The 25,692-nt window shown below is 72.7% G+C and carries 16 protein-coding genes and 1 pseudogene; 9 read left to right on the top strand and 8 right to left on the bottom strand.

Features of this window, described 5'->3' with window-relative positions; genetic code table 11:
• The first annotated feature begins 125 nt into the window (after positions 1–125).
• The 8 genes and pseudogenes from ACIOHC_RS01760 to ACIOHC_RS01795 all read left to right on the top strand — a co-directional run bounded on the left by ACIOHC_RS01760 (position 126) and on the right by ACIOHC_RS01795 (position 11,104).
• Positions 126–1,784: a dynamin family protein gene (locus tag ACIOHC_RS01760; protein ID WP_351080523.1), complete on the top strand. Its 1,659-nt coding sequence runs from the start codon at positions 126–128 to the stop codon at positions 1,782–1,784.
• Positions 1,784–3,730, top strand: coding sequence for a GTPase (locus ACIOHC_RS01765; protein WP_351080436.1), 1,947 nt, complete (start codon positions 1,784–1,786; stop codon positions 3,728–3,730). The genes ACIOHC_RS01760 and ACIOHC_RS01765 overlap by 1 nt, the downstream gene beginning before the upstream one ends.
• A 100-nt stretch (positions 3,731–3,830) precedes the next feature.
• A pseudogene (locus ACIOHC_RS01770) lies at positions 3,831–4,235 on the top strand (single-stranded DNA-binding protein); the annotation flags it as partial.
• Between the two features lie 605 nt (positions 4,236–4,840).
• Positions 4,841–6,256, top strand: coding sequence for an LAETG motif-containing sortase-dependent surface protein (locus tag ACIOHC_RS01775; RefSeq protein WP_351080432.1), 1,416 nt, complete (start codon positions 4,841–4,843; stop codon positions 6,254–6,256).
• Positions 6,257–6,879: 623 nt separating this feature from the next.
• Entirely contained in the window at positions 6,880–8,067 is a 1,188-nt protein-coding gene (locus tag ACIOHC_RS01780) for a PQQ-binding-like beta-propeller repeat protein (RefSeq protein WP_351080430.1), read from the top strand.
• Positions 8,068–8,325: 258 nt separating this feature from the next.
• Positions 8,326–9,990, top strand: a complete 1,665-nt coding sequence (gene ettA, locus ACIOHC_RS01785; RefSeq protein WP_351080428.1) for an energy-dependent translational throttle protein EttA — start codon at positions 8,326–8,328, stop codon at positions 9,988–9,990.
• 5 nt (positions 9,991–9,995) lie between these two features.
• Positions 9,996–10,418 (top strand): thioesterase family protein, encoded by a 423-nt coding sequence (locus tag ACIOHC_RS01790; protein WP_351080426.1) that lies wholly within the window; start codon positions 9,996–9,998, stop codon positions 10,416–10,418.
• The gene (locus ACIOHC_RS01795) at positions 10,415–11,104 is read left to right on the top strand and encodes a hypothetical protein (RefSeq protein WP_351080424.1); all 690 of its coding nucleotides are present in this window, start codon (positions 10,415–10,417) and stop codon (positions 11,102–11,104) included. The genes ACIOHC_RS01790 and ACIOHC_RS01795 overlap by 4 nt, the downstream gene beginning before the upstream one ends.
• A gap of 115 nt (positions 11,105–11,219) precedes the next feature.
• On the opposite strand, the gene ACIOHC_RS01800 is transcribed toward ACIOHC_RS01795, so the two are convergent.
• From ACIOHC_RS01800 to ACIOHC_RS01825, 6 genes are all read right to left on the bottom strand, one after another.
• Positions 11,220–12,416: a serine hydrolase domain-containing protein gene (locus ACIOHC_RS01800; RefSeq protein WP_365689591.1), complete on the bottom strand. Its 1,197-nt coding sequence runs from the start codon at positions 12,414–12,416 to the stop codon at positions 11,220–11,222.
• The gene (locus ACIOHC_RS01805; protein ID WP_351080420.1) at positions 12,413–13,963 is read right to left on the bottom strand and encodes an alpha/beta hydrolase; all 1,551 of its coding nucleotides are present in this window, start codon (positions 13,961–13,963) and stop codon (positions 12,413–12,415) included. Before ACIOHC_RS01805 ends, ACIOHC_RS01800 begins: the two co-directional genes overlap by 4 nt.
• A 113-nt stretch (positions 13,964–14,076) precedes the next feature.
• Positions 14,077–15,039 (bottom strand): ATP-binding cassette domain-containing protein, encoded by a 963-nt coding sequence (locus tag ACIOHC_RS01810; protein ID WP_351080418.1) that lies wholly within the window; start codon positions 15,037–15,039, stop codon positions 14,077–14,079.
• Entirely contained in the window at positions 15,036–17,843 is a 2,808-nt protein-coding gene (locus ACIOHC_RS01815; protein ID WP_401840932.1) for an FtsX-like permease family protein, read from the bottom strand. Before ACIOHC_RS01815 ends, ACIOHC_RS01810 begins: the two co-directional genes overlap by 4 nt.
• Before the next feature lies 1 nt (position 17,844).
• Positions 17,845–21,159 (bottom strand): FtsX-like permease family protein, encoded by a 3,315-nt coding sequence (locus ACIOHC_RS01820; RefSeq protein WP_401840934.1) that lies wholly within the window; start codon positions 21,157–21,159, stop codon positions 17,845–17,847.
• A gap of 171 nt (positions 21,160–21,330) precedes the next feature.
• Positions 21,331–21,735, bottom strand: coding sequence for a globin (locus ACIOHC_RS01825; RefSeq protein ID WP_351080412.1), 405 nt, complete (start codon positions 21,733–21,735; stop codon positions 21,331–21,333).
• Positions 21,736–21,891: 156 nt separating this feature from the next.
• Between ACIOHC_RS01825 and ACIOHC_RS01830 the strand changes: the two genes are divergently transcribed.
• Positions 21,892–22,875, top strand: a complete 984-nt coding sequence (locus tag ACIOHC_RS01830) for a methyltransferase domain-containing protein (RefSeq protein ID WP_351080410.1) — start codon at positions 21,892–21,894, stop codon at positions 22,873–22,875.
• A 53-nt stretch (positions 22,876–22,928) separates the two neighbouring features.
• Here the strand turns inward: ACIOHC_RS01830 and ACIOHC_RS01835 are convergent, their stop codons facing one another.
• Positions 22,929–24,095 carry an FHA domain-containing protein gene (locus ACIOHC_RS01835; RefSeq protein ID WP_351086902.1) on the bottom strand — a complete coding sequence of 389 codons (1,167 nt, stop codon included), beginning with the start codon at positions 24,093–24,095 and terminating at the stop codon, positions 22,929–22,931.
• A gap of 110 nt (positions 24,096–24,205) precedes the next feature.
• Positions 24,206–25,567 carry a VWA domain-containing protein gene (locus ACIOHC_RS01840; protein WP_351086900.1) on the bottom strand — a complete coding sequence of 454 codons (1,362 nt, stop codon included), beginning with the start codon at positions 25,565–25,567 and terminating at the stop codon, positions 24,206–24,208.
• Between the last annotated feature and the right edge of the window lie 125 nt (positions 25,568–25,692).

The raw sequence follows: 25,692 nt of genomic DNA on the forward strand, positions 1-25,692 counted from the left end.
CGTTATGCCTGCGCCCCACTCGTCCCCTCTGTCCGGACTCCGCCCCAGGGGGAGAACCGGCGCGCAGAGGCGGCTATACGCTTCAAAAAGGCTTCAAAATTGGGCATTCTTCGCATGTGGTGACCTTGGACGTACGGCCTCAGCTCATCGACGCACTTTCCGCCCTGCGCGACCGTGTCGCTGCCGTGCGTCTTCCACTTCCGCTGCCGGGAGCCCCACGCGCTCGCCTGACCCGGAGCGAGCTGCTCGCCCAGCTCGACGACTATCTGCTTCCCCGGCTCAGGGATCCTGAAGCGCCCCTGCTCGCGGTCATCGGCGGCTCCACCGGGGCCGGGAAGTCGACGCTCGTCAATTCGCTGGTGGGACGGCCGGTCAGCGAGGCCGGGGTGCTGCGGCCGACCACGCGGACACCTGTGCTCGTCTGCCATCCGGACGATCACCACTGGTTCGCCGGAGGTCGCGTGCTGCCGCAGCTCACCCGGGTCTGGCTGCCGCCGGAGGAGCCGGGGGCGCAGGGCCGACGCGACGAGCTGGACGCCCTCGACGGATTCGACGGGAGCGGCGACGAGGACGGAACCGTGCTGCGCGTCGAGACCGCCGCCGGGTTGCCGCGCGGGCTCGCGCTGCTCGACGCGCCCGATATCGACTCGCTCGTGGTGCGCAACCGGATGCTGGCCGCCGAGCTGATCTCCGCCGCTGACGTGTGGGTCATGGTGACCACGGCCTCCCGGTACGCGGACGCGGTGCCGTGGCATCTGCTGCGTACCGCCAAGGAGTACGACGCCTCGCTCGTCACCGTCCTCGACCGGGTGCCGCACCAGGTGATCGGCGAGGTCTCGCGGCAGTACGGGGCGCTGCTCACCAAGGCGGGCCTCGGTGAGGTGCCGCGCTTCACCATTCCCGAACTGCCCGAATCGGCCGGCGGCGGCAGCGGGCTGCTTCCCACCACCGCGGTCGCCCCGTTGCGGGCCTGGCTCACCCACCGCGCCCAGGACCCGGCGGCGCGCCAGCAGGCGGTCGGGCGCACGGCGGCCGGGGTGATCGCCTCGCTGGACGTGCGGATGCCCGCGCTGGCCGGGGCCGTCGCGGCGCAGCACGCGGCCGCCGTGCGGCTGACCGGTGTGGTCGAGGACGCGTACCGCACGGAGGGCGCCCGGGTCCGGCGGCGCCTGGCGAACGGCGGTGTGCTCGCCGGGGACGCCCGCACCCGCTGGCGCGGATACCCGCTGTACAGCACCTCCGAGGAACTCCTCGAAGCGCTGGTGGAGAGTCTCGCCGCGCTTCTGCAGTGCGCCGTGGCAGCCGCCGACGAACAGATCCGCACGACCTGGCGGCGCGAGCCCGCAGCCGGGGTCTTCGGTTTCGAGGACGTCGGCCGGGAGGCCGGGGGGTGGGGGCCCGCCGAGGACATCCGGGGCCGGATCGCCATGGCCGTACGACGCTGGTGGCGGGTGCTGGAGGAACTCGCCGAGGAGGAGGTGCGCCGACTCGAACGCAACGCCGCGCCGGACGCCGGGACCGTGACGGCGCTGCTGGCCGCCGCGCTGCTCGGCGGCCGGCGCACCCGCGGCGCCGGCGAACAGCTTGCCGAACGGATCGGTGCCCAGGGTGCGCTGCGGCTGCGCGACAAGGGCGGCGCCCTGCTCACCGACTGCCTCGACCGGGTGCTGGACGGCGAGCGCGACCGGCGGCTCGCGCCGCTCGACGCACTCGACGTGGCGCCGGAGCCGCAGGCCGAACTGATCGCCGCCCTGTCCGTACTGCAGAAGGAGAGGTGGCAGTGATGACTGCCGTCATTGACGAGGGGCCCGGCCGGGGCGAGTGTCCCGCTTCCCACGAGGACCGCGAGCAGGACGGCCCCGCCCGGGGCCGGGCGCCTCAGGCGCGCGGCGACTGGAACGACGGGCTCATCGCCCGGCGCGCGGCCGTCAGGGCGGCGGACCCCGAGCCCGGCGCCGCCCCGGACGACGACGTGCGTGCCCCGCAGGTCGAGGCGTACGTACCCTCCGGCGGTCCGCTCGGGCCGCGGCTCGACGCGCTGCGTGAACTCGTCGGACTGTCCAGGGCCAGGCTCGACCGGGCCACCCTCGCCGAAGCGGGGCGCGTGCTCGACGAAGCGGCGGCCCGTCGGCGGCTCTCCTCCCGGCACACCGTCGTCGCCATCGCCGGAGCGACCGGCAGCGGCAAGTCGACGCTCTTCAACTCCCTCGCGGGCACCCAGATCTCCGAAACCGGGCTGCGCAGGCCGACCACCGCCGCCCCCATCGCCTGCTCCTGGACCGACGGGGCCGCCGGACTGCTGGACCGGCTCGCCATCCCCGGACGGCTCCGGCGCAGGCCGCTGCAGGGCGGTCCGGACGCCGACGAGGCGCTCCAGGGGCTCGTCCTCGTCGACCTGCCCGACCATGACTCGGCGGCGACCGGACACCGTGATCAGGTCGACCGGGTGCTCGCGCTGGTCGATGCGGTGATCTGGGTCGTCGACCCGGAGAAGTACGCGGACGCGGCCCTGCACGAGCGCTACTTGCGGCCGCTCGCCGGGCACGCCGAGATCACCTTCGTCGTCCTCAACCAGATCGACCGGCTGCCCGGCGACGCCGCCGACCAGGTACTCGACGATCTGCGCCGACTGCTCGACGAGGACGGCATTGCGCTCGGGGAGCACGGCGAACCGGGCGCCACCGTCATGCCCCTGTCCGCGCTCACCGGCGAAGGCATGGGCGAACTGCGCGCGGTGCTCGGCCGGTTCGTGCAGGAGCGCACGGCCGCCGCACGCAGGCTCTCCGCGGACGTGGACGCCGCAGCGGCCCGGCTGCGTCCGGTGTACGTCGCCGAGGGGCGCCCCGGTCTGGGCGAACGTGCCCGCGAGGAGTTCGCCGACCGGCTCGCGGAAGCCGTCGGAGCGGGCGCGGCGGGTCAGGCGGCCGAGCGCGAATGGCGCAGGAACGCCGGACGGGCCTGCGGCACGCCGTGGTTGCGGCTGTGGCGCTGGTACGAGGCCACCCGGCGGCCGGGGGGTCTGGAGTGCCCGGCGCGGCCCGCGCCCCCCGAGGAACAGCTCACCGCCCGGCAACGCGTCGAACAGGCGGTGCGGACGGTGGCGGACGGGGCCGCCGACGGACTGCCCGGTCCCTGGGCCCAGGCGGTCCGCGAGGCCGCGGTGAACGGTGCCGAGGGACTGCCGGAGGCGCTCGACGAGCTGGCGGAGAGGACCGGCGCCGTGGACGGGCGCGGGCGGCCGACGGGCGATGCCGGTGAGGCGGGCGGCGTGCGCGGTGCGGCGGGTCCGGGTGGTTCGACGGTCGTGGCGACCGGGGTGGCCGGGGCCTCCGGCGTGGCGCACAGCGGCCGCGTGGGCGGGAGGCCGCCGCGGCCCAGGTGGTGGCCCGCCGCCGTGCTGGCACAGGCATCGATGACACTGCTGCAGATCTTCGGCGGGCTCTGGCTGGTCGGCCAGATCGTCGGGGTACTCGCACCCGGGTTCCTCACGCCCGCCCTGGTGATGCTGGCTGGGGTCGTCGGAGGCCCGCTGGTGGAGTGGTCGTGCGCGGTCGCGGCCCGGGGGCCCGCGCGACGGTACGGACAGGAGGCCGAGCGGCAACTGCGCGAGGCGGCGGCGGCCTGCGGGCGGGCGCGGGTGCTCGATCCGGTGGCCGCGGAACTCGTGCGGTACCGCGAGGTGCGGGAGCGGTACGTGACGGTGACGGAGTTTTCCACAACCGTCCGGTAGTCCACAGGCATCAGCGGCATCTCCGCCTTCCCTTCAACCTGGTACCGGTGGCTGCGCGGGTGCGGTCGTTGGAACCGAAGGCCGAAGGGAAGGCGGAGGCATGAATGACACCCTGGTGACACTGGTGGGAAACGCGGCGACGGGCGTGGAGTTCCGGGAGACCGCGACCGGCGGAATGGCGCGATTCCGGTTCGCGGTGACACCGCGCCGTTGGGATCGCGGGAAACAGCTCTGGACGGACGGCCACACCAGCTTCTACACCGTGTGGGCCTGGCGGACCCTGGCGTCGAATCTGTCCGCTTCCGTCTCGGTCGGAGAACCGCTCGTCGTGCACGGCAGGTTGAAGGTCCGCGAGGAGGAACGGGAGGACCGGCGCCGGACGTTCGTGGACATCGAGGCGGTCGCCGTGGGACACGATCTGACACGGGGGACGGCCGCGTTCCGGCGGGTGATGAGGAGCGAGCCGGGGCCGGTGGCACGCCGGGGGAGTGTGGACGGGGCGGCGGACCGGGGCGACGGACCGGGGCGCTCGGACGAGCCGGACTGGTCGGGCGGCCCGGCGCGGGAGACACGGGAAGCGCAGGAGGTGAGCGAGGCGCGGCCGGGTGGTGCGAGCGAAGCGTCACGGGCCGAGGGGAACGAGCGGGAAGGAGGGGGCGAACAGTCCGAGCGGGTCGAGCAGCCCGAGCAGCCCGAGCAGGCCGAGCAGGCCGAGCAGGCCGAGCAGGCCGAGCAGGCCGAGCAGGCCGAGCAGGCCGAACGGGGCGGCCGACAGCGGGTGCGGCGGTCGACGGTGCGTCAGAAGCGTGGCCAGGAACTCGCGTCGGTGTCGTGACCGGAGAGGAGAGAGGCAGTGGATCTGACGGGGGGTCGGATCGGGAGGGTGTCGAGGCGCCGCGCGCGGTACCGGCGATAACGATTCCGATTCGGAATGGTTGTACGACGGTATGAGAGGGGATTGTTCATCTCTTCATCCTTAGGATTCCCCCGTACTCACGGGGTACTTGAGTCGACTGGCGAGACAGTCCCCACACGCGCATCAGGCGCGGAGGGTCTCGCCCGGAGGGGAATTCTGTGTTTTCTGCTTCTTCAGCGACCGTTTCGTCGTCCATGGAGACGACCCGTACTCCACGGCGGCGGGGCATGGCCCGGCTGGCCGCGTCGGTGGTGGCATCCGGTCTGGTCATGGCAGGCACCCTTGTCGGCGCGGGCGGCGCGGTCGCCGACGAGGCGCCGCAGCATCAAGGTGGCGCGGCTGCGGTCCTGGACGGGTTGAAGACCTACGACCGCGCCGTGCTCCACACGGACGGCAGGAACCAGCAGCTGCCCGCCGGACTCTTCGAGATGACCGTCGACGGCGGCGGCAAGCTCAAGACGTACTGCATCGACATCCACAACCCCACCCAGGACCAGGCGAAGTACCTGGAGACCCCCTGGAACCAGACCTCGCTCGGCAGCAACAAGAACGCGGGCAAGATCCGCTGGATCCTGGAGCACTCCTACCCGCAGGTCGACGACCTCGCGGCGCTCGCCGAGCAGGCCGGCACCGGACCGCTCACCGAGAAGACCGCGGCGGCGGGCACCCAGGTCGCGATCTGGCGCTACTCGGACGACGCCGATGTCGACGCGACCGACAGCCAGGCCGAGAAGCTCGCCGACTGGCTGGAGCAGAACGCCGCCGACCAGGCCGAGCCCAAGGCGTCCCTCGCCCTGGATCCGGCCGCGGTCTCCGGCAAGTCCGGTGAGCGGCTCGGCCCGGTCACCGTCCACACCAACGCGGGCCAGGTCTCCGTGACCCCGCCCGCCGACGCCGCCAGCGGTGTCAAGATCACCGACAAGGGCGGCCAGCCCGTGGCCACCGTGTCAGACGGTGCCCAGCTCTACTTCGACGTTCCGGCGGGTGCCGCCGACGGTTCGGCCTCGCTGACCGTCCAGGCCACCACGTCGGTGCCGGTCGGCCGGGCCTTCGCCGGGGTGACCAAGAGTCAGACCATGATCCTGGCCGGCTCCAGCGAGTCCACGGTCTCCGCGACCGCCAACGCGACCTGGGCCAAGCAGGGTGCGATTCCGGCCGTGTCGGCCGAGAAGAACTGCGCCAAGGGCGGCGTGGACGTCACCGCGACCAACAAGGGCGACGAGGCGTTCACCTTCGAGCTGGCCGGGGCGGAGCACACCGTCGAGGCGGGCAAGTCCGAGACCGTGACCGTCCCGGTCGCCGAGGACCAGGCGTACGACATCACGGTGACCGGCCCCGGTGGCTTCACCAAGACGTTCAAGGGCGTCCTGGACTGCAAGACCAGCGGCAGCGGCACCGGCGGCACCGGCACCGACACCCAGACCGGCGGTGACAAGCCCGCCCCGGCCACGACCGGTGGCGGCTCGACCGGCGGCTCGGGTGACCTCGCCGAGACCGGTGGCTCCAGCGCCACCCCGGTCATCGCGGGCGTCGCGATCGCCCTCGTCGTCGTCGGCGGCGGCGCGGTCTTCATGCTCCGCAAGCGCAAGACGCAGTCCTCCGCCCAGTAGTCACCGCACGGATCAGGCCGGCGATCACATCGGTGACCGCCGAGTGACGAACGGTGGGCGGACTGTCACGACGGTCCGATGACGGCCCCGGTACGCGGACGCGTACCGGGGCCGTCGCATGCCGGAATGCGGAATGCGGTGCGGGCCGGGAGACGGGACCGGGCGCACCGCGAGCCGGACTGGTTTCCATCCGGGGATGGATGTCGGCAAAGCGGGGGTGTTTCCCTCCGAGTGAGGGCACAGAACAGCCCCTCACCAGCACCTTTCCCGCTCGGCGCCTTGATGTTCCCGCCGGCGCCCAGAGGGGCCGGGCGTAGAAGTGCCGCAAGGCGTGCCTGCCGTGCTCATGGGCCGCCGCGTGGCGCCGGCCCTTGTCCGGCACCGGGCTGATGTCGTCGGCGGCGAGCGTGGGCCCCACCCGTTCAGCACAGCGCCACGAGCCCTGCTCCGGATCGCGGAACGCGGTCGTGAAGATGTCCGGAAGACGTCCAACTGATCGAAAATATGGGGCGGTTGAGACGTCCTTGGCGAACCATGGGGCTTGGAAGCGGGCCGCCGAACCTGGGGGCTGGACCGCCTTGCGCGCATCGCCACGGCGATGCCGGATGATGAGGGATGTCCGAGTGAACCTTCGAAGAACCATCGCCGTCCTGCTCGGTGCGGCGCTGTCGGTCGTCACGCTTGTGACGCCGGTCGGTGCGCAGCCGACGCAGACCGGAGTCTCGACCACCTACCAGATCAACGCACGGCACGACGGCAGTCTCGTCGACACGGCTGTGGGCGCGCCGCCGCTCAGCCAGAAGTGGTCCCGCGACCTGGGCGGGAACGTCTCCTACCCCATCGTGGCAGGCGGGCGCGTCTTCGCCACCGCTGCCTCACCGAACGGGTACGGCACCGTCCTCCACGCCATTGACGCGGCCACGGGCGAGAACGCCTGGGAGCCCGTTGACCTCGGCGGCACCTACTGGTGGTCCGCGCTCGCCTACGGGGGCGGTCGGCTCTACGCCCAGAACTACGACGGCGTGCTGACAGCGTTCAACCCGGCCACCGGGAAGGAGATCTGGACCGCCACACTGCCCGGACAGTATTCCTTCACCTCGCCGCCCACTTTCGCCGGCGGCGTGGTGTACACGGGCGGCGCCGGCTCGGGCGGCACCCTGTACGCGGTGGACGCTTCCAGCGGTGCGGTGCTCTGGACCCAGCCCGTCGCGAATGGGGACAACAGCTCGCCTGCCGTCACGGCCGACGGGGTCTACGTCTCATACGCCTGCGAGCAGACTTACGCCTTCGACCCCAAGTCGGGCAACCCGATCTGGCGCCATCGGACGGACTGCTCCGGTGGCGGGGGCCGCACCCCTGTTCTCGCCGACGGCGGTGTCTGGGTTCGCGACGATGCCGGGATGACCCCCTCGGTCCTCGACATCGCCGACGGGCAGGTCCGCGGCACTTACGAGGCCGCCGGCTGGTCGCCCGCCCCGGCCTTCGACGGTCGTCAAGGCTACTTCGTCGATGACGGTGTCCTTCAGGAGCGACACAGCCGCACCCTGGCCACTCGCTGGAAGTTCGAGGGCGACGGCCGGATCAGCACGGCGCCGATCGTCGTCAACGGCTACGTCTACGTCGGCTCCCGAACCGGTCGGCTGTGGGCGCTCAACGGCGCCACCGGTCAATCCGTATGGTCCACCGACGTCGGCGCGCCGATCAACGAGCCCGACGAGCACAACGTGTCCGAGCCGCTGACCGGTCTCGGAGCGGGCGGCGGGCTCGTGGTGGTTCCGGCCACCAACCTGCTGGTCGCGTACGGGCAGTGAGCAGCGGGGGTGGTGGCCGGTCCCGGCGACCACCCTCGGGCCCCGGCCACCGTCGACCACGCCGGTGCCTGGGGCCGTCCCCGGCCGTGCGAGGGCGCTCGTCGGCGATCGGGGGCGACAGCCAGTGACGGATCGGTTACGAACGGGTCGGCGGAGGGGCAGGTCACGGGCCCCTGATGAGACGGGTTTCCATCCCGGGATGGACGTCAGGCAAGATGGGGTGTATCTGCCCACACATCGATAGCCGGACGGTTTCTCTTGGCTGAGTACATCTACACCATGCGCAAGACGCGCAAAGCGCACGGCGACAAGGTGATCCTCGATGACGTCACCCTGAACTTCCTGCCCGGCGCGAAGATCGGTGTCGTGGGCCCCAACGGCGCCGGTAAGTCCACGGTGCTGAAGATCATGGCGGGCCTGGAGCAGCCGTCCAACGGTGACGCGTTCCTGTCGCCCGGGTTCAGCGTCGGCATCCTCATGCAGGAGCCGAAGCTCGACGAGTCGAAGACGGTCCTGGAGAACGTCCAGGACGGCGCCGCCGAGATCATGGGCAAGCTCAAGCGCTTCAACGAGGTCGCCGAGCTCATGGCGACCGACTACTCCGACGCGCTGATGGAGGAGATGGGCAAGCTCCAGGAGGACCTGGACCACGCCAATGCGTGGGACCTGGACGCCCAGCTGGAGCAGGCCATGGACGCCCTGGGCTGCCCGCCCGGCGACTGGCCGGTCGTCAACCTCTCCGGTGGCGAGAAGCGCCGCGTCGCGCTCTGCAAGCTGCTGATCGAGGCCCCCGACCTGCTCCTCCTCGACGAGCCCACCAACCACCTCGACGCCGAGTCGGTGAACTGGCTGGAGCAGCACCTCTCGAAGTACGCGGGCGCCGTGGTCGCGGTCACCCACGACCGCTACTTCCTGAACAACGTCGCCGAGTGGATCCTCGAACTCGACCGCGGCCGCGCCCTGCCCTACGAGGGCAACTACTCCACGTACCTCGACAAGAAGGCCGCCCGCCTCAAGGTCGAGGGCCGCAAGGACGAGAAGCGTGCCAAGCGGCTCAAGGAAGAGCTGGAGTGGGTCCGCTCCAACGCCAAGGGCCGGCAGACCAAGTCCAAGGCACGTCTCGCCCGTTACGAGGAGATGGCGGCCGAGGCGGACAAGATGCGGAAGCTGGACTTCGAGGAGATCCAGATCCCGCCGGGCCCGCGGCTCGGTTCCATCGTCGTCGAGGTCGAGAACCTCTCGAAGGCCTTCGGCGACAAGGTCCTCATCGACGACCTGTCGTTCACGCTGCCGCGCAACGGCATCGTCGGCGTCATCGGTCCGAACGGTGCTGGCAAGACCACGCTGTTCAAGATGATCCAGGGCCTGGAGACCCCGGACACCGGCTCCATCAAGATCGGTGACACGGTCAAGATCTCCTACGTCGACCAGTCCCGCGCCAACATCGACCCGAAGAAGACCCTCTGGGCCGTCGTCTCGGACGAGCTGGACTACATCAACGTCGGTCAGGTCGAGATGCCCTCGCGGGCGTACGTGTCCGCGTTCGGCTTCAAGGGCCCGGACCAGCAGAAGCCGGCCGGCGTCCTGTCCGGTGGTGAGCGCAACCGCCTCAACCTGGCGCTGACGCTCAAGGAGGGCGGCAACCTGCTGCTCCTCGACGAGCCCACCAACGACCTCGACGTCGAGACGCTGTCCTCGCTGGAGAACGCCCTGCTGGAGTTCCCGGGCGCCGCGGTGGTCATCTCCCACGACCGCTGGTTCCTGGACCGCGTCGCCACGCACATCCTGGCGTACGAGGGCGACTCCAGGTGGTACTGGTTCGAGGGCAACTTCGAGTCGTACGAGAAGAACAAGGTCGACCGCCTCGGCGCGGACGCGGCCCGTCCGCACCGTGCCACGTACAAGAAGCTCACGCGAGGCTGATCGTCTTGGCACGTCACATCTACAACTGCCCTCTGCGCTGGTCGGACATGGATGCCTTCGGCCACGTGAACAACGTGGTCTTCCTCCGCTATCTGGAGGAGGCGCGCATCGACTTCATGTTCCGGCTGGCGCCGGGGGACGGCTCGCCGTCCTTCTCGGGCGGGTCCGTCGTGGCCCGGCACGAGATCGACTACGTACGGCCGCTGGTCCACCGGCACGAGCCGGTGACCGTCGAGTCCTGGGTCACGAAGATCGGTGCCGCGTCGCTGACGATCGCGTACGAGATCAAGGACCCGGACCAGGTGTACGTGCGCGCCGCGACCGTCGTCGTGCCGTACAACCTGGCGGAGGAGCGGCCTCGGCGGATCTCCGCCGAGGAGAAGCTCTTCCTCCAGCAGTACCTGGCCGAGGAGCCCGCCGCAGCATGACGGTGCCCGTGAGGTCGCTGGAGTTCGCCGACACGAGGGAGGCCGCGGATCTCGCGGCCTTCCTCGGTCGGCTGATCCATTACGACCGGGCCGCCGCCGTGCGGATGCAGGCGGGCGGCGGCGCGCTGGCCGTGTTCGGCAGGCCGCCGTCGTTCGAGGTGCTGGCGATCCGGGCGGCGCGGCTGGCCGGAGCGCACGAGTTCGACGTCACGGTGTCCGCCGGTGAGCTCCTCGAATCGCTCGATGTCGAGGGCGTGGCGGCCGGCTCGGGCGCCCTGCCCGCACCGGTCACCGGGCCGCCGTGGACGGGGGTCCTGCCGCCCCGCGGTGGCTGGCACGAAGTGCCCGGCCTGCCGGACCCGGTCTCCCTGCGCACGGCGGTCACCGGGGCGGTGGCGGAGTTCCGCTCCCGCGACGAGGCATTGCCCGAGGGCCGCCGCACCCGGGCGGAGCGGGATCTGATCGGCCGCGAGATCTGGTCGCGCACCCTCGGCCCCACCGAACTTCCGCTGAGGGCTGTCCACGCCGCCCAGTCCCTGGGCTTCCTCCGCCCGGCGCCGGACTTCCCCGTCGCCCTGCTCGCGGCCGGGTCCTGGCTGCGGCTGCGTACCCCGTTCGGCTCGATCGCCCTGCGCGGTCCGGGCAGCGGACCCGGCACGCTCGCGGTGACGGTGGGCGCGGGCTGAGTCCCTGCCCGGACGCCCGGACGACCCGACGCCCGGACGACCCGACGCCCGGACGACCGGACGACAGGACGAAGGACGTCCGGACGCGCGGGGCGATCGAGCCGAACGAGAAGCGCTAGCCGGTCAGGGCCCTGTCCACCAGTCGTAGCGCGGCCGCGTCCTGGGCGTCCTGGGCCGGGTCGCCCATGCGCAGGGTGAACGTGGCGCTGGTCGCGGCCCGGGAGCCGTCCGGCGTCACCCCGCTCTCGGAGACGATCCCCAGATGGGTTCCGCCGTGGAACCAGATCCCGCCGTTGCTCCCGGCCACCGGGCGCCAGGCGATGCCCAGTCCGTAACGGACCCCCGACGCCGCACTCCAGTCCTCGGCCGCGACCGTCTCCTTCATCGCCGCCAGCTGGGCCGGGCGCAGCAGCCGGCCGCTCATCAGGGCGCGCAGGAAGACGCCGTGGTCATGGGTGGTGCTGATCACGGAGCCGTCGGCCCCGCCGCCGGACGCCGTCGTCGTGTCGGTCGGCCGGGTGCGGCCGGGGAACCAGGTGTACGCGGTGGCCGTGGGCCGGGGGACGTACGGCGAGGTTCCCGGTGTGAAGGTGTGGCGCAGGCCCAGGGGCTCGATGATCCGGTCGTGGATCTCCTGCGCCCAGGAGTTCTTGGTCACCTGCTCGATGATCAGCCCCGCCACCACGTAGTTGGTGTTGGAGTAGCCCCAGCGCCGTTCCCCGGCGGGCTGTCCGGGGTCCGGCACCCACAGGGGCGGCCGGCTCACGGCCGCCTTCAGCTGGTCCTCGGCGGGCGTGGTGCGGAACCGCGACCGGCGGTAGCCGGCCGGGGTGAACGCCTCGGCCACGTCCGGTGAGACGGCGAGATAGTCGTTCAGCCCGCTGGTCTGGCGCAGCAGATCGGCGACCGTGATCCTGCGGCCGTCGTTGCCGTTGCCCCGCACGGCGCCGGGCAGCCACCGCTCGACGGTGTCGGTGAGCGCGAGCCGCCCCTCGCCCACCAGTTGGAGGGCGAGCGTGGCCGTGAAGGTCTTGGTGTCGCTGCCGATCCGGTAGTAGGCGTCCCGGGGGACCGGGTGGTGCGGGGCCCGCAGGTCGGCGGAGCCGGCGCGGGCGGTCGTCCGGCCGTGGGCGCTCTGCACCTCGGCCAGTACGCCGGTGGCCCCGGTGGCCAGGATCGCGTCCACATCGCTCTGGAGACGGCTGCGGAGCCCGGGGGCGTGACGGGGTGCGGCGGCCGTCGCCGCCGGGCCGGACGCCGTCGTGAACAGGGCCGCCGCCGTGGCCGCCAGGCCCGTACGTCTGCTGATCAACGTTCCTCCCCGGTGCGAGGGCAGAGCAGATCGGCGGCGGGCAGTGTGCCGTCGCGCAGATAGGCGTCGACGGCTTCGTCGGCGCAGGGGACGGGGGTGAGGCCGTCGAGTCCGCGCCCGTACACCCCGTGTGAACGGATGTCCGCCGTCACCAGTCGTGAACCGGTCAGGCGGTGGTGCAGCGCCAGCGCCCCCTCGTACGGGACGTTGTTGTCGCGCCGGGCCTGGAGCATCAGGACGGGCACGTCGTTGCCGATCACCGTGGCGGGTTCGCGGGACGTGCTCGGCCAGAACGCGCACGGGGCCACCATGCCGTTGACGAGCGGACCGAAGACGGGCTGGGTGGCGCGGCTGCGCTCCATGTTCGTCCAGTACGTCTCCGGGTTCTTCGGCCAGCCACCGGCCGGCCAGCCGTTGTCGCCGCACATGAAGAGGGCCCCGCCCAGCATGCTGTCCGCCAGCTCGGGCGATGCGAGCAGTTCGAGCATGGCGGCGAGCTCCGGGCCGGGCTCGACCGGCCTGCCCGCGGCGGCGTCGGCCAGGTCGCGGACCGTACCGGCGAGTGCCGGGTCGTACTCCTCGTGCTGGATGAGCTGCCTCAGCACCAGCCGCAGCAACGGCGCGTCGAGCCGGATGCCGGAGACGGTGACCGGGCGCCGCTCGGCTCCGTCGAGCAACTGCTGGACACTCGACCGTACTTGCGCGGGCGTCTTGCCGAGCCGGTAGGTGCCGTCGTGCCGGGCGACCCACCCGGCCCAGGCGTCCAGGGCCTCTTCGAGCGGCTTGCCCGCCCGTTGGAAGAGTTCGTACTGGGTGGCCGACGGGTCGGTCGAGGAGTCGATGACGATGCGGTCGGCGCGGCGGGGGAACATCTGGGTGTAGACGGCCCCGAGGTCGGCACCGTACGAGACGCCGTAGTACGAGAGCCTGCGCTCGCCCAGTGCCGCGCGGATCGCGTCCATGTCGCGGGCGACGTTCCGGGAGGTGGCGTGCGGCAGGAGCCGTGCGTTGTCGCCGTGGTCCCGGCAGCGGCGTGCGGTGTCGCGGGCGGACCGTACCGACCGCTCGAAGTCCTCGCGGCGGGTCGTGGTCGGGCCGGGCGCGGGCGTCGAGGCGGCGGGGTCGCAGGCGACGGGGGTGGACTCGCCGAGGAAACGGGGGTCGAAGCCGATCAGGTCGTAGCGGTCGGCCGCATCCTTCAAGGCGGGCCGCAGAAGCAGGGTGCTGGCGAGTCCGGTGCCGCCCGGTCCACCCGGATTCGACAGCAGGATGCCCCGCCGCTTCCCGTGCCCGGTACCCGCCTTGATACGGGAGACGGCGATCCGGATCGTCGCTCCGCCGGGGTCGGAGTAGTCCAGGGGGACGGTCACCTTCGCGCACTGCGCGCCCGCCTCGTTCAGCTCCCGCTGCTGCGGCGAGCAGGGGCCCCAGACGAGCCGTTGATGAGTGGGGGTGGCAGGGGTGGCAGGGACGGCCGACGCGGGCACCGTGCCCGCGAGTAGACAGGTCAGGCCCAGGCCGGCGGTGGCCAGTGCGGTGCCGCGCATCGTGCTCCTCGGGATCAGGCGGATGACTCCCGTACGACGCTAGGGGCGTGCGTGGCACGGGAACATCGGGCCACCCGGTCAATGCCTCCTGGGGCTGGCACCACCAACTGCCGTCACGGGCGCGGCTGGTCGTCCGGCCAGATCCCGATGTGGTCCTGCTCCAGCTCCAGCATCACGCGGTGCTCCATCCCGAGCGCCTCCGTGTAGTCGGCGGGCAGTTGCAGGCGGCCCGCGCGGTCGAGCATCGCGTACTCGCGTGCCACCTGGGACTCCAGGCCCGTCGCCGCGTCGACCTCGGTGCGGCGCAGCACCTCGGAGGACGTACGGCCGTCCCGGATGGCGACCGTACGACGGACCTCGCTCGCCACCGCGTGGTCGTGCGTGACGATCACGATCGTGGTGCCGAGCTCCTCGTTGGCACGGCGGAACGCGGCGAAGACCTGCTCGCCGGAGGCCGAGTCGAGCTCACCGGTCGGCTCGTCGGCGAGCAGCACCGAAGGACGGTTGGCGAGCGCGACGGCGATCGCCACCCGCTGCTGCTGGCCGCCGGAGAGCTGCTGCGGGCGTCGGTCGCGGCACTCCTCCAGCCCCAGCATCCGGAGCAACGACTCGGCCCGCTCGGCCCGTTCGCTGCCCCGGCCCCGACCGCGCAGCTGCATGGGCAGGGTGATGTTCTGCACGGCGGTGAGGTATGGGAGCAGATTGCGGGCGGTCTGCTGCCAGACGAACCCGACGATGTCCCGGCGGTAGCGGAGCCGTTCCTTCGAGCCCATCGACAGCAGATCGCAGCCCGCGACCTTCGCCGACCCGGCCGTGGGCACGTCGAGGCCCGCCAGGATGTTCATCAGGGTCGACTTGCCGCTGCCGGACGCGCCGACGAGGGCCATCAACTCGCCCTCGGTGACCAGCAGATCGAGGCCCTGGAGCGCCTGCACCTCGACCCCGTCCGCGGAGAAGATGCGGACCAGACGGTCGCAGGCGATCAGCGCGTCGTGCCCGTACGAGGGCCGGTCGCGGCGGGCGGCGGCCCGCTGTTCGAGTTCGGCCAGTGTGGTGGCGGTCGACGGCGACGTCATCGGGGGTCTCCTGACCTGAGTTCGGTGATCGGTCCGCGGCGCCCGGCCCACCAGGCCTGGACGGCGGCCACCGCGGCGGTGAGGACGACCACGCCGAGCGCCGGGAGCGCCAGCGACCACGGGTCGGTCCGCAGCGGGACGGTGTCGGGTGCGGCGGCCTGGGATCCGGTGGAGAGCGAGAGGCCCACCAGGTCGATGCCCGGCGCCAGCAGTGCGGTCGTCGCCCAGCCGACGAGCAGCCCGCCGACGGCCGCCAGCAGCGCCTGAGGCATCGCTTCGAACCCCAGGAGCCGTCTGCCCTGCCGGGAGGTGAGGCCCATGGTCCGCAGCCGGGCCAGCAGGGCGGTGCGTTCCGGGGCGGTCTGCAGCAACGACAGCAGGACGGCCAGCAGGGCGTAGCCCGCCCCGGCCACGATCGCCGCCGCGTAGATATCCCCGGCACCCCGCTGCACGGGGGTGTCGACGAACGTCTGGCGTTCCTCGGTGCGCAGCCGCACGGTGACGTCCTTGCCCGCGTGGTGCACCGCCGTGCGCAGCGCCTTCGCGTCCAGGGAACCGCCGGTGACCAGCAGGGTGGTGGTCTGCGGGCGGGGGAGCGAAGCGGCGTCGACGATCAGGAAGTCGCTGACGGCAACGGCGGGAGTGCGCGTGACGACACCCGCCACCCGCGCGCTGAAGTTCCCGGCCGCCGTGGAGAAGTCGCGCGGCCGGTCACCGAGCCGCCGGGCGACGGACGGCGACGCGATGACGGGCAGCACCCGGTCCTGCGACGGCGCCTTCCGGGCCGCGGAGCCGGAGGACTCCAACCGGTCGGCGGGGAAAGCTCCGAGGCCGGTCGAGCGGGCCAGCCGGGCATAGGTCGTCGGGTCGACGGCCACCAGGGTGGCGCTCTTCGTCTGCTGGTCCCCGGTCCCGTCGAACGGCAGCATGACGTCGTACTCGATGCCCACAGCCGCCACCTCCCGGACACCGTCCGCTCCCCGCACCTCCCGGACCAGACGGTCCGGCAGCGGCACGGAGCTGCCGGGGCCGCTGATCCGGGCGTCCGCACCGATCGCACGTACCGCCGCCTCGTTCCGCGCGTCCGCGATGCCCGCGAGCACCGAGCCGCCGAACGCCGTCGTGGTCAGCGCGAGCAGCAGCGCGAGCAGCGGCAGCGCGCCGCCCGCCGAGGTGCGCCCGGCACGGGCCAGCGACAGGAAGCCGACCGCGCCGCGCCGCCGGGCGACGGAGCGCTGGGCGAGACGCAGCGGCACCGGCAGCAGCCGCACGAGGACCAGGGCGGCGATCAGACCGACGAGCACGGGGGCGGCGCTGACCAGCAGATCGCCGTCACCGGAGCCCGTACCGCGCCGGCGCAGGGCGACGACCGCGCCGACGGCCAGTACCAGCGCGGTGAGTTCGGCGACCGTGCGCCGCCGTGAGGGGCGGGCGCTCATCAGATCGTCGCGGGCACCGTGCGGCTGCGGCCTGCGGTGCGGCAGCGCCGTACGCAGCGGCAGGGCGACGCAGACGAACGCGGCGACGGCGAGCGCGCCGGTGACCGAGGGCCACAGCCGTGCTTCCCCGATGGTCAGCACGGCGATCAGCAGACCCAGTGCCGCCGCGGGCAGCGTGGTCACCACCGTCTCGGCGAGCAGTCGGCCGCCGATTCCGCGCAGCGATCCGCCGCGCGCACGCAGCAGGGCCAGTTCGCCGCGGCGCCGTCCGGCCATCAGCCCGATCGTCATCAGCAGGACGACCGCGGCGACCGCTCCGATGCCCACGGCGGCGACCGTGACGATCGGGCCGACCGCCTCGCGCAGCGTGTCGTACCTGGCGAGGATCGCGTCCAGGTCCGTCTTGAGCGCGGCGTTCGGACCGGCCACCGCCCGCAGGTCCACCAGCCCGGGACCGCCCTCCAGCGAGGCGATCGACGAGCGCAGTGCCGGCACGTCGGTGGCGGTGAGGGGGGAGGCATCCGGCGCGATCCGCCAGAACGCCTCCGGTTGAGCGGCGGTGGCGAGCAGCGCGGGCGCGGCGTCCGGCGGCAGCAGAACGGCCGCGATCCAGTAGTAATGCGGGTCGATATCCTTCGGTTTGGCCACCAGCGACGGGGTCCGGAGCAGTGGCTGGGCCGACCAGTAGGTGGCCTCGGGGCGCTCCGGGGCGACGATGCCGGTGATGCGCACGGTCAGCGGTGTGCCGCCCTGGGTCGGTACGGAGACGGTCGAGCCGACCCTGATCCGCAGCGCCTTCGCCGTCTCCTCGGTGACCGCGCCCTCCACCTGCGGTGTGCGCGCCGTGACCGTGCCGTGCGCGGTGGGCCACGCCCCGGCGCGCAGGGCGGCGTGGTCCGGGAGGGCCGAGAGGGTCGCGTACGTCAGCTGAGGGGCGATGCCAGAGGGCCGGGGCAGCCAGCCCTCCTCGGCGGGGATCGGCGTCACGGTGCGGAATCCGTACGCCGACTGGGCGGTGTCGGGCCGCAGCACGTCGGGCAGACCGGACAGCACCGCGCGATGGACGGACGCCAGCGACGCCGCGCGCACCGCTTCCTCGCGCAGTGGCTGGGACACCTGCAGATCGGGCTGCGGCGTACTCAGCTCCAGCACACTGAGCCGGGGGTCCGCGGTGGCGATGTCACGGCGCAGCCCCTCGTTCTCGTAACGGTCGACGGCACGCGGGAAGGCGGCGGCGAGGAACGCCGTCAGCAGCACCAGCAGGCCGAGCGCCCAGGCCGTGCCGGGTGCAGTACGCAACCGGGTACGGACCCAGGGCGCACAGGCGGCCGTGGCGCGACGGTCTCGGACGGAGTGCGGACTCATGTCAGTTGTCCCCCTGGTGGCGCAGCGAGGTCGCGGGATCGGCGCCGCGCCATGCGAGGGACACGACGATCAGCAGCGGCAGCGCGGCGACTCCCGCCAGCAGCGCGGCGACCTGCCCGGCCGGCAATTGCACCAGCACCGGGGGCACCGGCGCGGTGGCCTGTCCGGTCAGCACGATGAGCGGTACGACGGCACGGTTCAGCGCGACCCCGAGCGCGGCCCCGACCAGCAGCGCGATCACGATCAGCACACCCTGCTCGGCGGCGATCATCCGGGTCAGCCGTCGGCGCGGCGTCCCCAGTGCCCGCAGTACGGCGAACTCGGAGGTCCGCTCGCGCTGCGCGCCTGCGGCGTTCACCGCGAAGCCGACCGCGGCCAGGGCCGCGGCGACGACCGCCACCGCGGGCAGCGCGGACTGCGGCCCGGCGCCCAGTGGGTCGCCGACCAGTTCCCGCGCGATCTCGTCGCGCACCAGGACCTGCGTCGGATCGGTGTAGGGCTGTGCCCGCAGTGCGGCGGCGACCTTCCCGGTCTGTCCGGGCGCGGTGCCCAGCCACCACTCGACGGGGGTCAGCACCGCCCCCGGGCGATGGGCGAGGACCTGGCCGACGGCCCTGAGGTCGAGCAGCAGAGCGCCGCCGTCCCGCTGCCGGTCGGCGCTGCCGGCGGAGGCCTCGGGCCCGGTACCGGGGCCCGTGGTCGGCAGGCGGTGCACCGCCCGCACGATCTTCACCCGGACCGTCTCGCCGGCCAGCGTGACGTCGACGTCCTGTCCCACCTTCGCCCCGGCGGCGCGCAGGTACGCGTCGGTGGCCACAGCTTTCAGCGCCGGAGCCGGGGGGAGGGGCGCGGTGGCCCGTACGGAGAAGGAAGGTGTCGATGCCGTCCAGTCCGTGTTCGAGCCGGTGTCGTATCCGAAGGCCAGCAGACTCTTCGCGGAGACCCTCGCCTCCACCGGATCGCCGGGGCCCGCCTCACCGGATCCGGTGGCGGTCTGCGTGGCGTCCCAGCCGAACCCGTCGGGCACCGGGACCGTCTGCTCGGTGCCGTCGGCCGACACGGACCTGAGGGCGCCGATGTCGACCCGGTGGGACTCGCTCCGGCCGGTCGGCCGGTTGCCGTCCAGCTCGAACCCGGTCACCGCGAGATCGCCCCCGGCCGCCACCGCGAACGTGAACGGGTGCGTTCTCCCGTCGACGGGGACGGTTCCGGCCGGTACCCGGTACGGAAAGCCGTAACGATCCTCCAGCAGCACGGTGAGGAGCGGCGCGGCGCCGGACGGCGACGTCCGCGCGGGCGCTCCGGCGGCCGTGATCCGCACGTCGAACCGGACCTTCTCGGCGAGCCGCGGCAACGGCAGTCCGGCCCTCGCGGTCCCCCGCGGGGCGAGCGAGTCGAACAGCCGCTCCCGCGGCCGGTCACCGAGGTCGCCGCGCATCAGCATCCGCTCGTCGGCGTGCGCGGTGTCCAGGGCCAGGATCTCGGCCGTGCGTTCGTCGGAGAGGTCCAACGTCGTACGGAACGCGGGCGCCGCCTCCCGTACGCCCGCCAGCCGCGCGTACGCGCCCGCCTGCGCCGGATCGTTCTCGACACTGCCCACCACCCGCACCGACGCACCGGCCCTGAAGTCCGCCTGGTCGCCCTGCGAACGGTCCCAGGAGGCGCGCTGCCCGATCGCCAGCATGCCCATGGCGACCGACAGCACCAGCAGCAGCACCGGTCCGGCGTTGCGCAGCGGACGTCGGCTGAACTGCCAGCCGGCCAGTGCCGTGACCAGCCCCCGGCCGCCCGCCGCGCGGCGCTCCGCGAGCCTGGCCACGGGCGGCAGCAGACGCAGCGTCAGCACGGTGCCGGCGAGCAGCAACAGGGCGGGGGCCGCGACGAGCAGCGGATCGACCCCGAGGCCGCCCTGCCGGTCGCCGCTCAGCGCACCGCTGCCGGAGCCCGTCGTCTGGCGGTCGAGCTGCCAGTACGCCACCGCCGCGATCACCAGCAGGCCGATGTCGGCGCCCGCCCGGAGCGGCGCGGGCAGCGCCGCGGCACGGCGGGAGCGACGCTCCCCGGCACCGGCCGCCAGCGCGGGCGCCACGACGGCCAGCGCACACGTCAGCGCGGCGACGACGGAGACCAGCCACACGGTCGCGGTCGCGCCCGCGTCGAGCCGCAACCCGATCCGGGCCAGCGCGCCGCTGTTCGCGAGCAGCCGGGTCAGCGGCCCGGCGAGCAGCGGGGCGAGGAGGGCGGCGGGCAGCGCGAGCAGCAGCGCCTCGACCGCGGCGAACCCGGTGATGCGGCCGCGCGATCCGCCGCGGGCGCGCAACAGCCGGGTCTCCCCGTCGCGTTCACTGCTCAGCAGCCGGGCCACCAGCAGCAGCGCGTAACCGGCGAGCAGCACCAGCTGGACGGCCACGATCATCAGGGTGGAGCGGGAGACCAGCAGCGCCCGGTCGATCTGCTCCAGCACCTGGGGGAGCGAGGTCCGCACGGTGGCCCCGCTGCTGAACCCGGGGGTGGCCCGCAGCTTCTTCGGAGCAGCCGTGGCGGCGTCGTGCAGGGTGTCCATCCGCCCCGTGGTGGCCGAGCGGAAATCGGCGGCGGCCAGCCAGGACACCGTGCCGGAACTCACCCGTCCCGAACCGAGCACCGCGGGGTCGGCGAGCAGCGGACCGTATGTCGTGAAGGCGACGGTGCGGATGCCGCGACCGCCGAGCTCGTCCAACTGCCAGTAGGGGTCGGTCCGGTCCGAGGCTTCGTACACGCCCGTGATCAGGACGCGCACCGGCTTGTCGTCCAGCCGGTCGGTGAGGGTGATCCGTGAGCCGGGCCTCAGCTTCAGGACGCCGGCGGCGGCGTGCGGCAGGGCGACCTGGACGGGATCGCCGGCCCTTTTGGTCCCGGCCGCCGGCATACGGCCCGCGGTCAGCCGGACGCGGCTGCGGTCGAGCGAGGCGAAGTGGGTGAGGTCGGGGTCGCCGTCCCGGCCGCCCGGAGCCCGCAGACTGTCCGGCAGCGCGTACGAACCCGACGTCTCCAGCGTCCGGACGGTCACCGGAAGGCCGTCGAAGGTGTCGTGGGCGCTCTTGCGGACGGCCGCGTCGGCCGCGGCCCGCTGAGCGGACGCCACCTGCGCGGACACGACGAGCGAGGCGGCGGACGCCGACCGATGGGTGAGGGCGTGGCGCAGCGCGGCATCGCCGACCGAACCGGAGAACGCGGTGAGCGCGGCGAGTACCGAGGTGGTCAGCAGGATGGCGAGGACAGCGGCGGCGAGCAGGAGCCGATAGGCCCTCACCCGCAGAAAGACGAACCCCGTCACACGTGCCCCCCTGAACCCTCACCGCACACACGCCCCCCGGCGCTCTACGGATGTTGTCAGGACATGCGCGCTGTTGGAAACCGCTTGTCCGCGCACCTTGATGGGATCGTGACCGTTAATCGGCGACGGGGGAACGCATTTCGCACCCGGCGCGGGGAACAGGGGGCGTTCTCAGCCGCCGGTGTTCACCATCGAGGCGGCCGCGTAGGTGAGGTAGTCCCACAGCCGCCGCTCGTGCTCCGGCGCCAGTCCGAGCTCGTCGAGGGCGACCCGCATGTGGCTCAGCCACGCGTCGTGCGCCGCCCGGTCCACCTGGAACGGAACGTGCCGCATCCGCAGCCGCGGATGTCCGCGCCGCTCACTGTAGGTACGGGGACCGCCCCAGTACTGCATCAGGAACAGCCGGAACCGCTCCTCGGCGGGTCCCAGGTCCTCCTCCGGGTACATCGGCCGGAGCAGCGGGTCCTCGGCGACCCCCTGGTAGAAGCGGTGCACCAGGCGTCGGAAGGTCTCCTCGCCGCCGACCTGCTCGTAGAAGGTCTGCTCCTGCAGCGTGTCGCGCGGAATCTCAGTCACCCGTCCATCGTCGCAGACGCACCGGCCGAGGACCGGGGTCCTAGGTCCCGGTCCTCCCGCCGCGGGCTGTCGCCCCCCGCGCCGCGTCCGCCCCGGGACGGCCCGGACCCGGCCGGGTTCCTGGCCCCGGGGCCCCCGGCGCAGGAAGGTGGAGGTATGGACGACGCGCAGCCGGATCCGTTCGCCGCGGCCGCCGCCGAGGAGCGGTGGGCGATGGTGCGCGGCATCGTGGCCGGTGGGGCGCTCGGTGACCCGGAATGGCTGGCGGCGTTCGAGGAGGTGCCACGGCATCTGTTCGTGCCGTACTACTTCGTGGGCGGCGGACGGGACCGCCTGTGGTGCGAGGACCCCGACCCGGTCAGGCGGGCCCAGTGGCTGCGCGGGGCGTACGCGGACGGAGCGCTGGCCACCCGGATCCGGGACGGCGAGCTGATCTCGTCGAGCAGCCAGCCGTCGCTGATGGCCCGGATGCTCGAAGAGCTGGACGTACGGGACGGGCAGCGCGTCCTGGAGATCGGCGCGGGCAGCGGCTACAACGCGGCACTGCTCGCGCACCGGCTCGGTGACGACGCCGTGACCACCGTCGACCTCGACCCGGAGATCACCGAGTCGGCCCGCCGGCACCTGGCGGCGGCCGGATACCACCCGGCCGTGATCACCGGGGACGGCACACGGGGCTGGCCCCCGCGCGGACCGTACGACCGGATCATCGTGACCTGCACCCTGCCGTGCGTACCGCAGGCCTGGCTGGACCAGTGCAGGCCGGGCGCACTGATACTGGCGCCGTTCGCCACCGGACTGATCCTGCTGCGGGTACGGGAGCCGGCGCACGGGAAGTACGCCGAGGGCCGGTTCCTGCACACGCCCGCGTACTTCGTGCCGCTGCGCGGCACGCCACCGGGATCAGCGCGACGTCCGTACACCGGCGCAGCGCCCAGGCGCATCAGCGAGAACGAGCTCTTCCAGTTCCTGCTGACGCTGACCGAGGCCACCCTCGACCCCCGCGAGGCCCTCTCCCTCTGGCAGCGCGAGCGGCGCCCCGAGCGGGAGAGGTTCGGCATCACGGTCCGCGACGGGCGGCAATGGGCCTGGCTGGACGACCCCGAGGGGCCGTACGCCTGGCCACTGCCCGACGGGTAGCGCGGCTCAGAGCCTGTCGGGTGACCTTCGATCGGAGGTCACCCGACAGGCTCTCAGTCCCGGCGGATCGTGATCGTCGTCCACGCCCCGACATGCACCCGGTCGCCGTCCTGGAGCGGGACGGGGACATAGGGCTGGATCGGGTCCTCGGCACCGTTGAGCGTGGTGCCGTTGGTCGAGTTCTGGTCGACCACGGCCCAGCCGCCGTCGGGCTGCTGCACCAGCACGGCGTGCTGGTGCGAGACGCCCGGGTCCTCCGGCGGCACGGACAGATCGATGTCGGGGGACTCGCCGGTGCTCTGCCTGCGGCGACCGATGGTGACCTGGCTGCCGGTGAGCGCAAGCTGCTGCTCCGGGGAGTACGCGGGCAGATTGAGCCCGGTCGCCTCGGGACCACTGCGCTGCATCATCGCCAGGAAGTACTCACGGTCAGGGGCGATGACCGCGGTCCAGCTCGCGGGCGGCTCGTTCTGCTCCCGGCCCGGGAACGACGGTTGCTGCTGCGGACCCGATGGCTGGGGGGCCTGGGCGCGGGACGGCGGCGACAGCATCCAGTCGTCGTCGCCACCGGCCTGCGGCCCCTGCGGGGCGGGCGGCTGCGGCGCGGGCGGCGCGGACGGACCCGGCCGCTCGAACGAGGGCGGCGCCGACTGCTGCTGGAACAGCGGCGGTGCGGACTGCTGCTGGAAGGACGGCGCAGACGGCGGACCCTGCTGCTGGAACGGCGGCGGCGGCGACTGCGGACCCGGCGCCGGGGGGCCGGGGCGGCTTCCCGGCTCGGGGGAGAGCGGCTCGGCCGGGCGGTTCACCTGCGAGGGCCGCGACCCCTGGTACTCGAACGGATCGCGCTGCTGCTGCGGACCCGGCGGCTGCTGCGCCTGGAAGCCGGGCGGCAGGTTGAGGCCGGGCGGCGGGCCGGGAACGCTGTGGGACGGGGCCAGCGGCGTGTACGACGTCGCGGTGTTCGTGAGGAAGTTCCAGCGGCACTCCTCGCAGAACGGCGCCATCGCCTCGCGCGGTGTGCGGCACTGCGGGCAGAGCTCGGCCTGCTGGGTCGCGTCCGGCCCGGAGCCCTGCGGGTGGCCGTAACCGGGAGCGGGCGGCGGGGGAGGCGGCGGGGGGACTGCACCCGCGGGCGCGCCCGCCCCGGCCATGCGATGGCCACAGACCTCGCACCAGTCATCGGAACCCGACTGGTGTCCGTTCGGGCAGGTCGGCATGTCGGCTCTTCCTCCTCTCCTCGTCCGGCCCCGGGGGCCGTCGTTCGCTGTTGCTCTTCGCCACCCGGTGGATCACTCCGGCCGGGCGGCCCGACTGTGCTGCTGTGCGGTTATTTCTTGACGCGTACGGTCTTGGTGGAGCGTGTTTCGAGTGTCATCGAGTCGGCCTCCGCGACCTTCGCCTTCAGTCGCACAGTACCGGTCGCGGCATCGACGACGTCCACCACCTTCGAAAGCAGTTTCGCAGTGTCCTCGTTCCCGGACGCCGACGCCAGCTGCACCGCACGGCCCAGTTTCGCGGTCGCGCCGTCGAAGTCTCCCGACTTGCGGGCATCGAGCCCCTGTTGGATGACTTGCGCCAGTTCCGCCTGGCCGGTGTAGTGCGCGACCTGCGGGTTGATCGAGGTGGACGCCGCCATGTCCTCGGTCCACACCGCCCGTACCAGACCCTGCGACAGCGTCTGTGGCGCCCCGCCCGACGGGTCGGGGAGGATCAGCGAGACCCGGGACGCCAGCATCTCCTGCCCGATCCCGGCCTCCGGCACCTGGACACAGATGTGGTAGTCGCGGGACTCGTCGCCCCAGGAACCCGTGGGGTAGTCCCCGGCGCGGGGACCCGCCTCGGTGCGGCGGCCGGTCAGATCGACGACCGTCGGGGCGACCTGCTTCACGAACTTGATCTCGACCCCGACAGGGGTCCAGAGCCGCAGCGCGACATCCGCGACCTCCTTGCCCATCGCGTTCTCCATCATCCGTGTGAAGTCCGCGGCCAGCCCTGCCGGGTCGGCGACGATGTCGGCCGTGCCGAGCAGCGCGGAGGCGACGGCTGTGACCTCTTTCACTTCCCAGTCCGTGCCGACACCGCGGGCGTCACAGGTGAAGCGGCCCGCGCAGGATTCGAGCGCGGCCCGCAGATCCTCCGGCGCCTCGTGCTCGTTGCGGCCGTCGGTGAGGAGGACGCCGTGCCGGATCTCCACATCGGCGGCGCCGAGCAGCCGGTCGGCCAGCCGCAGCCAGGTGCCGATCGCCGTGCCGCCACCGGCGCCGAGCGCGCGCAGGGCCTCCTTCGCCTGGGCCCTGGTCCGGGCGTCGGCGACGGCGAGTCTTCCGTTGCCCGGGTAGATCTCCTTGGCGACGTGCGTACCGCCGACCACGGCGAATCGGGTGCCGTCGCGCAGGGTGTCGATCGCCGCGGCCGTCGCGTCGCGGGCGTTGCGCATCTTCGTCGGCGGATAGTCCATCGAGCCGGAGCAGTCGACCATGATCACCACGGCGGCGTCCGGTGCCTGCCCCACTGCGCGCGTGGTGGGCGTCCCCGCGGCACCGGACAGCGGGACGCCTCCGCTGGTGCCGCCCCCGGTCGAGGTGACCGTGACGATCGCGTTGACCTCGCGACCACCCTCCGGCAGATATTCGTTCTGGTACACCTCGACGGAGAACTGGGGCACGTTCGACTTGGAGAAGTTGGCCATCTGATCGGCTCCTTGAGACTCCAGGTGTCAGATGAAGACAGCTGTGAGAGAGGAAAAACGGTGAAGGCGGGCGAAGGCGACGGGGCGGAAGGGTCGGACGGAACGGGAACCAAGCGTCACGGAAC

Origin of the sequence: Streptomyces sp. NPDC088252 (assembly GCF_044740965.1) — a bacterium.
Lineage (GTDB): Bacteria > Actinomycetota > Actinomycetes > Streptomycetales > Streptomycetaceae > Streptomyces.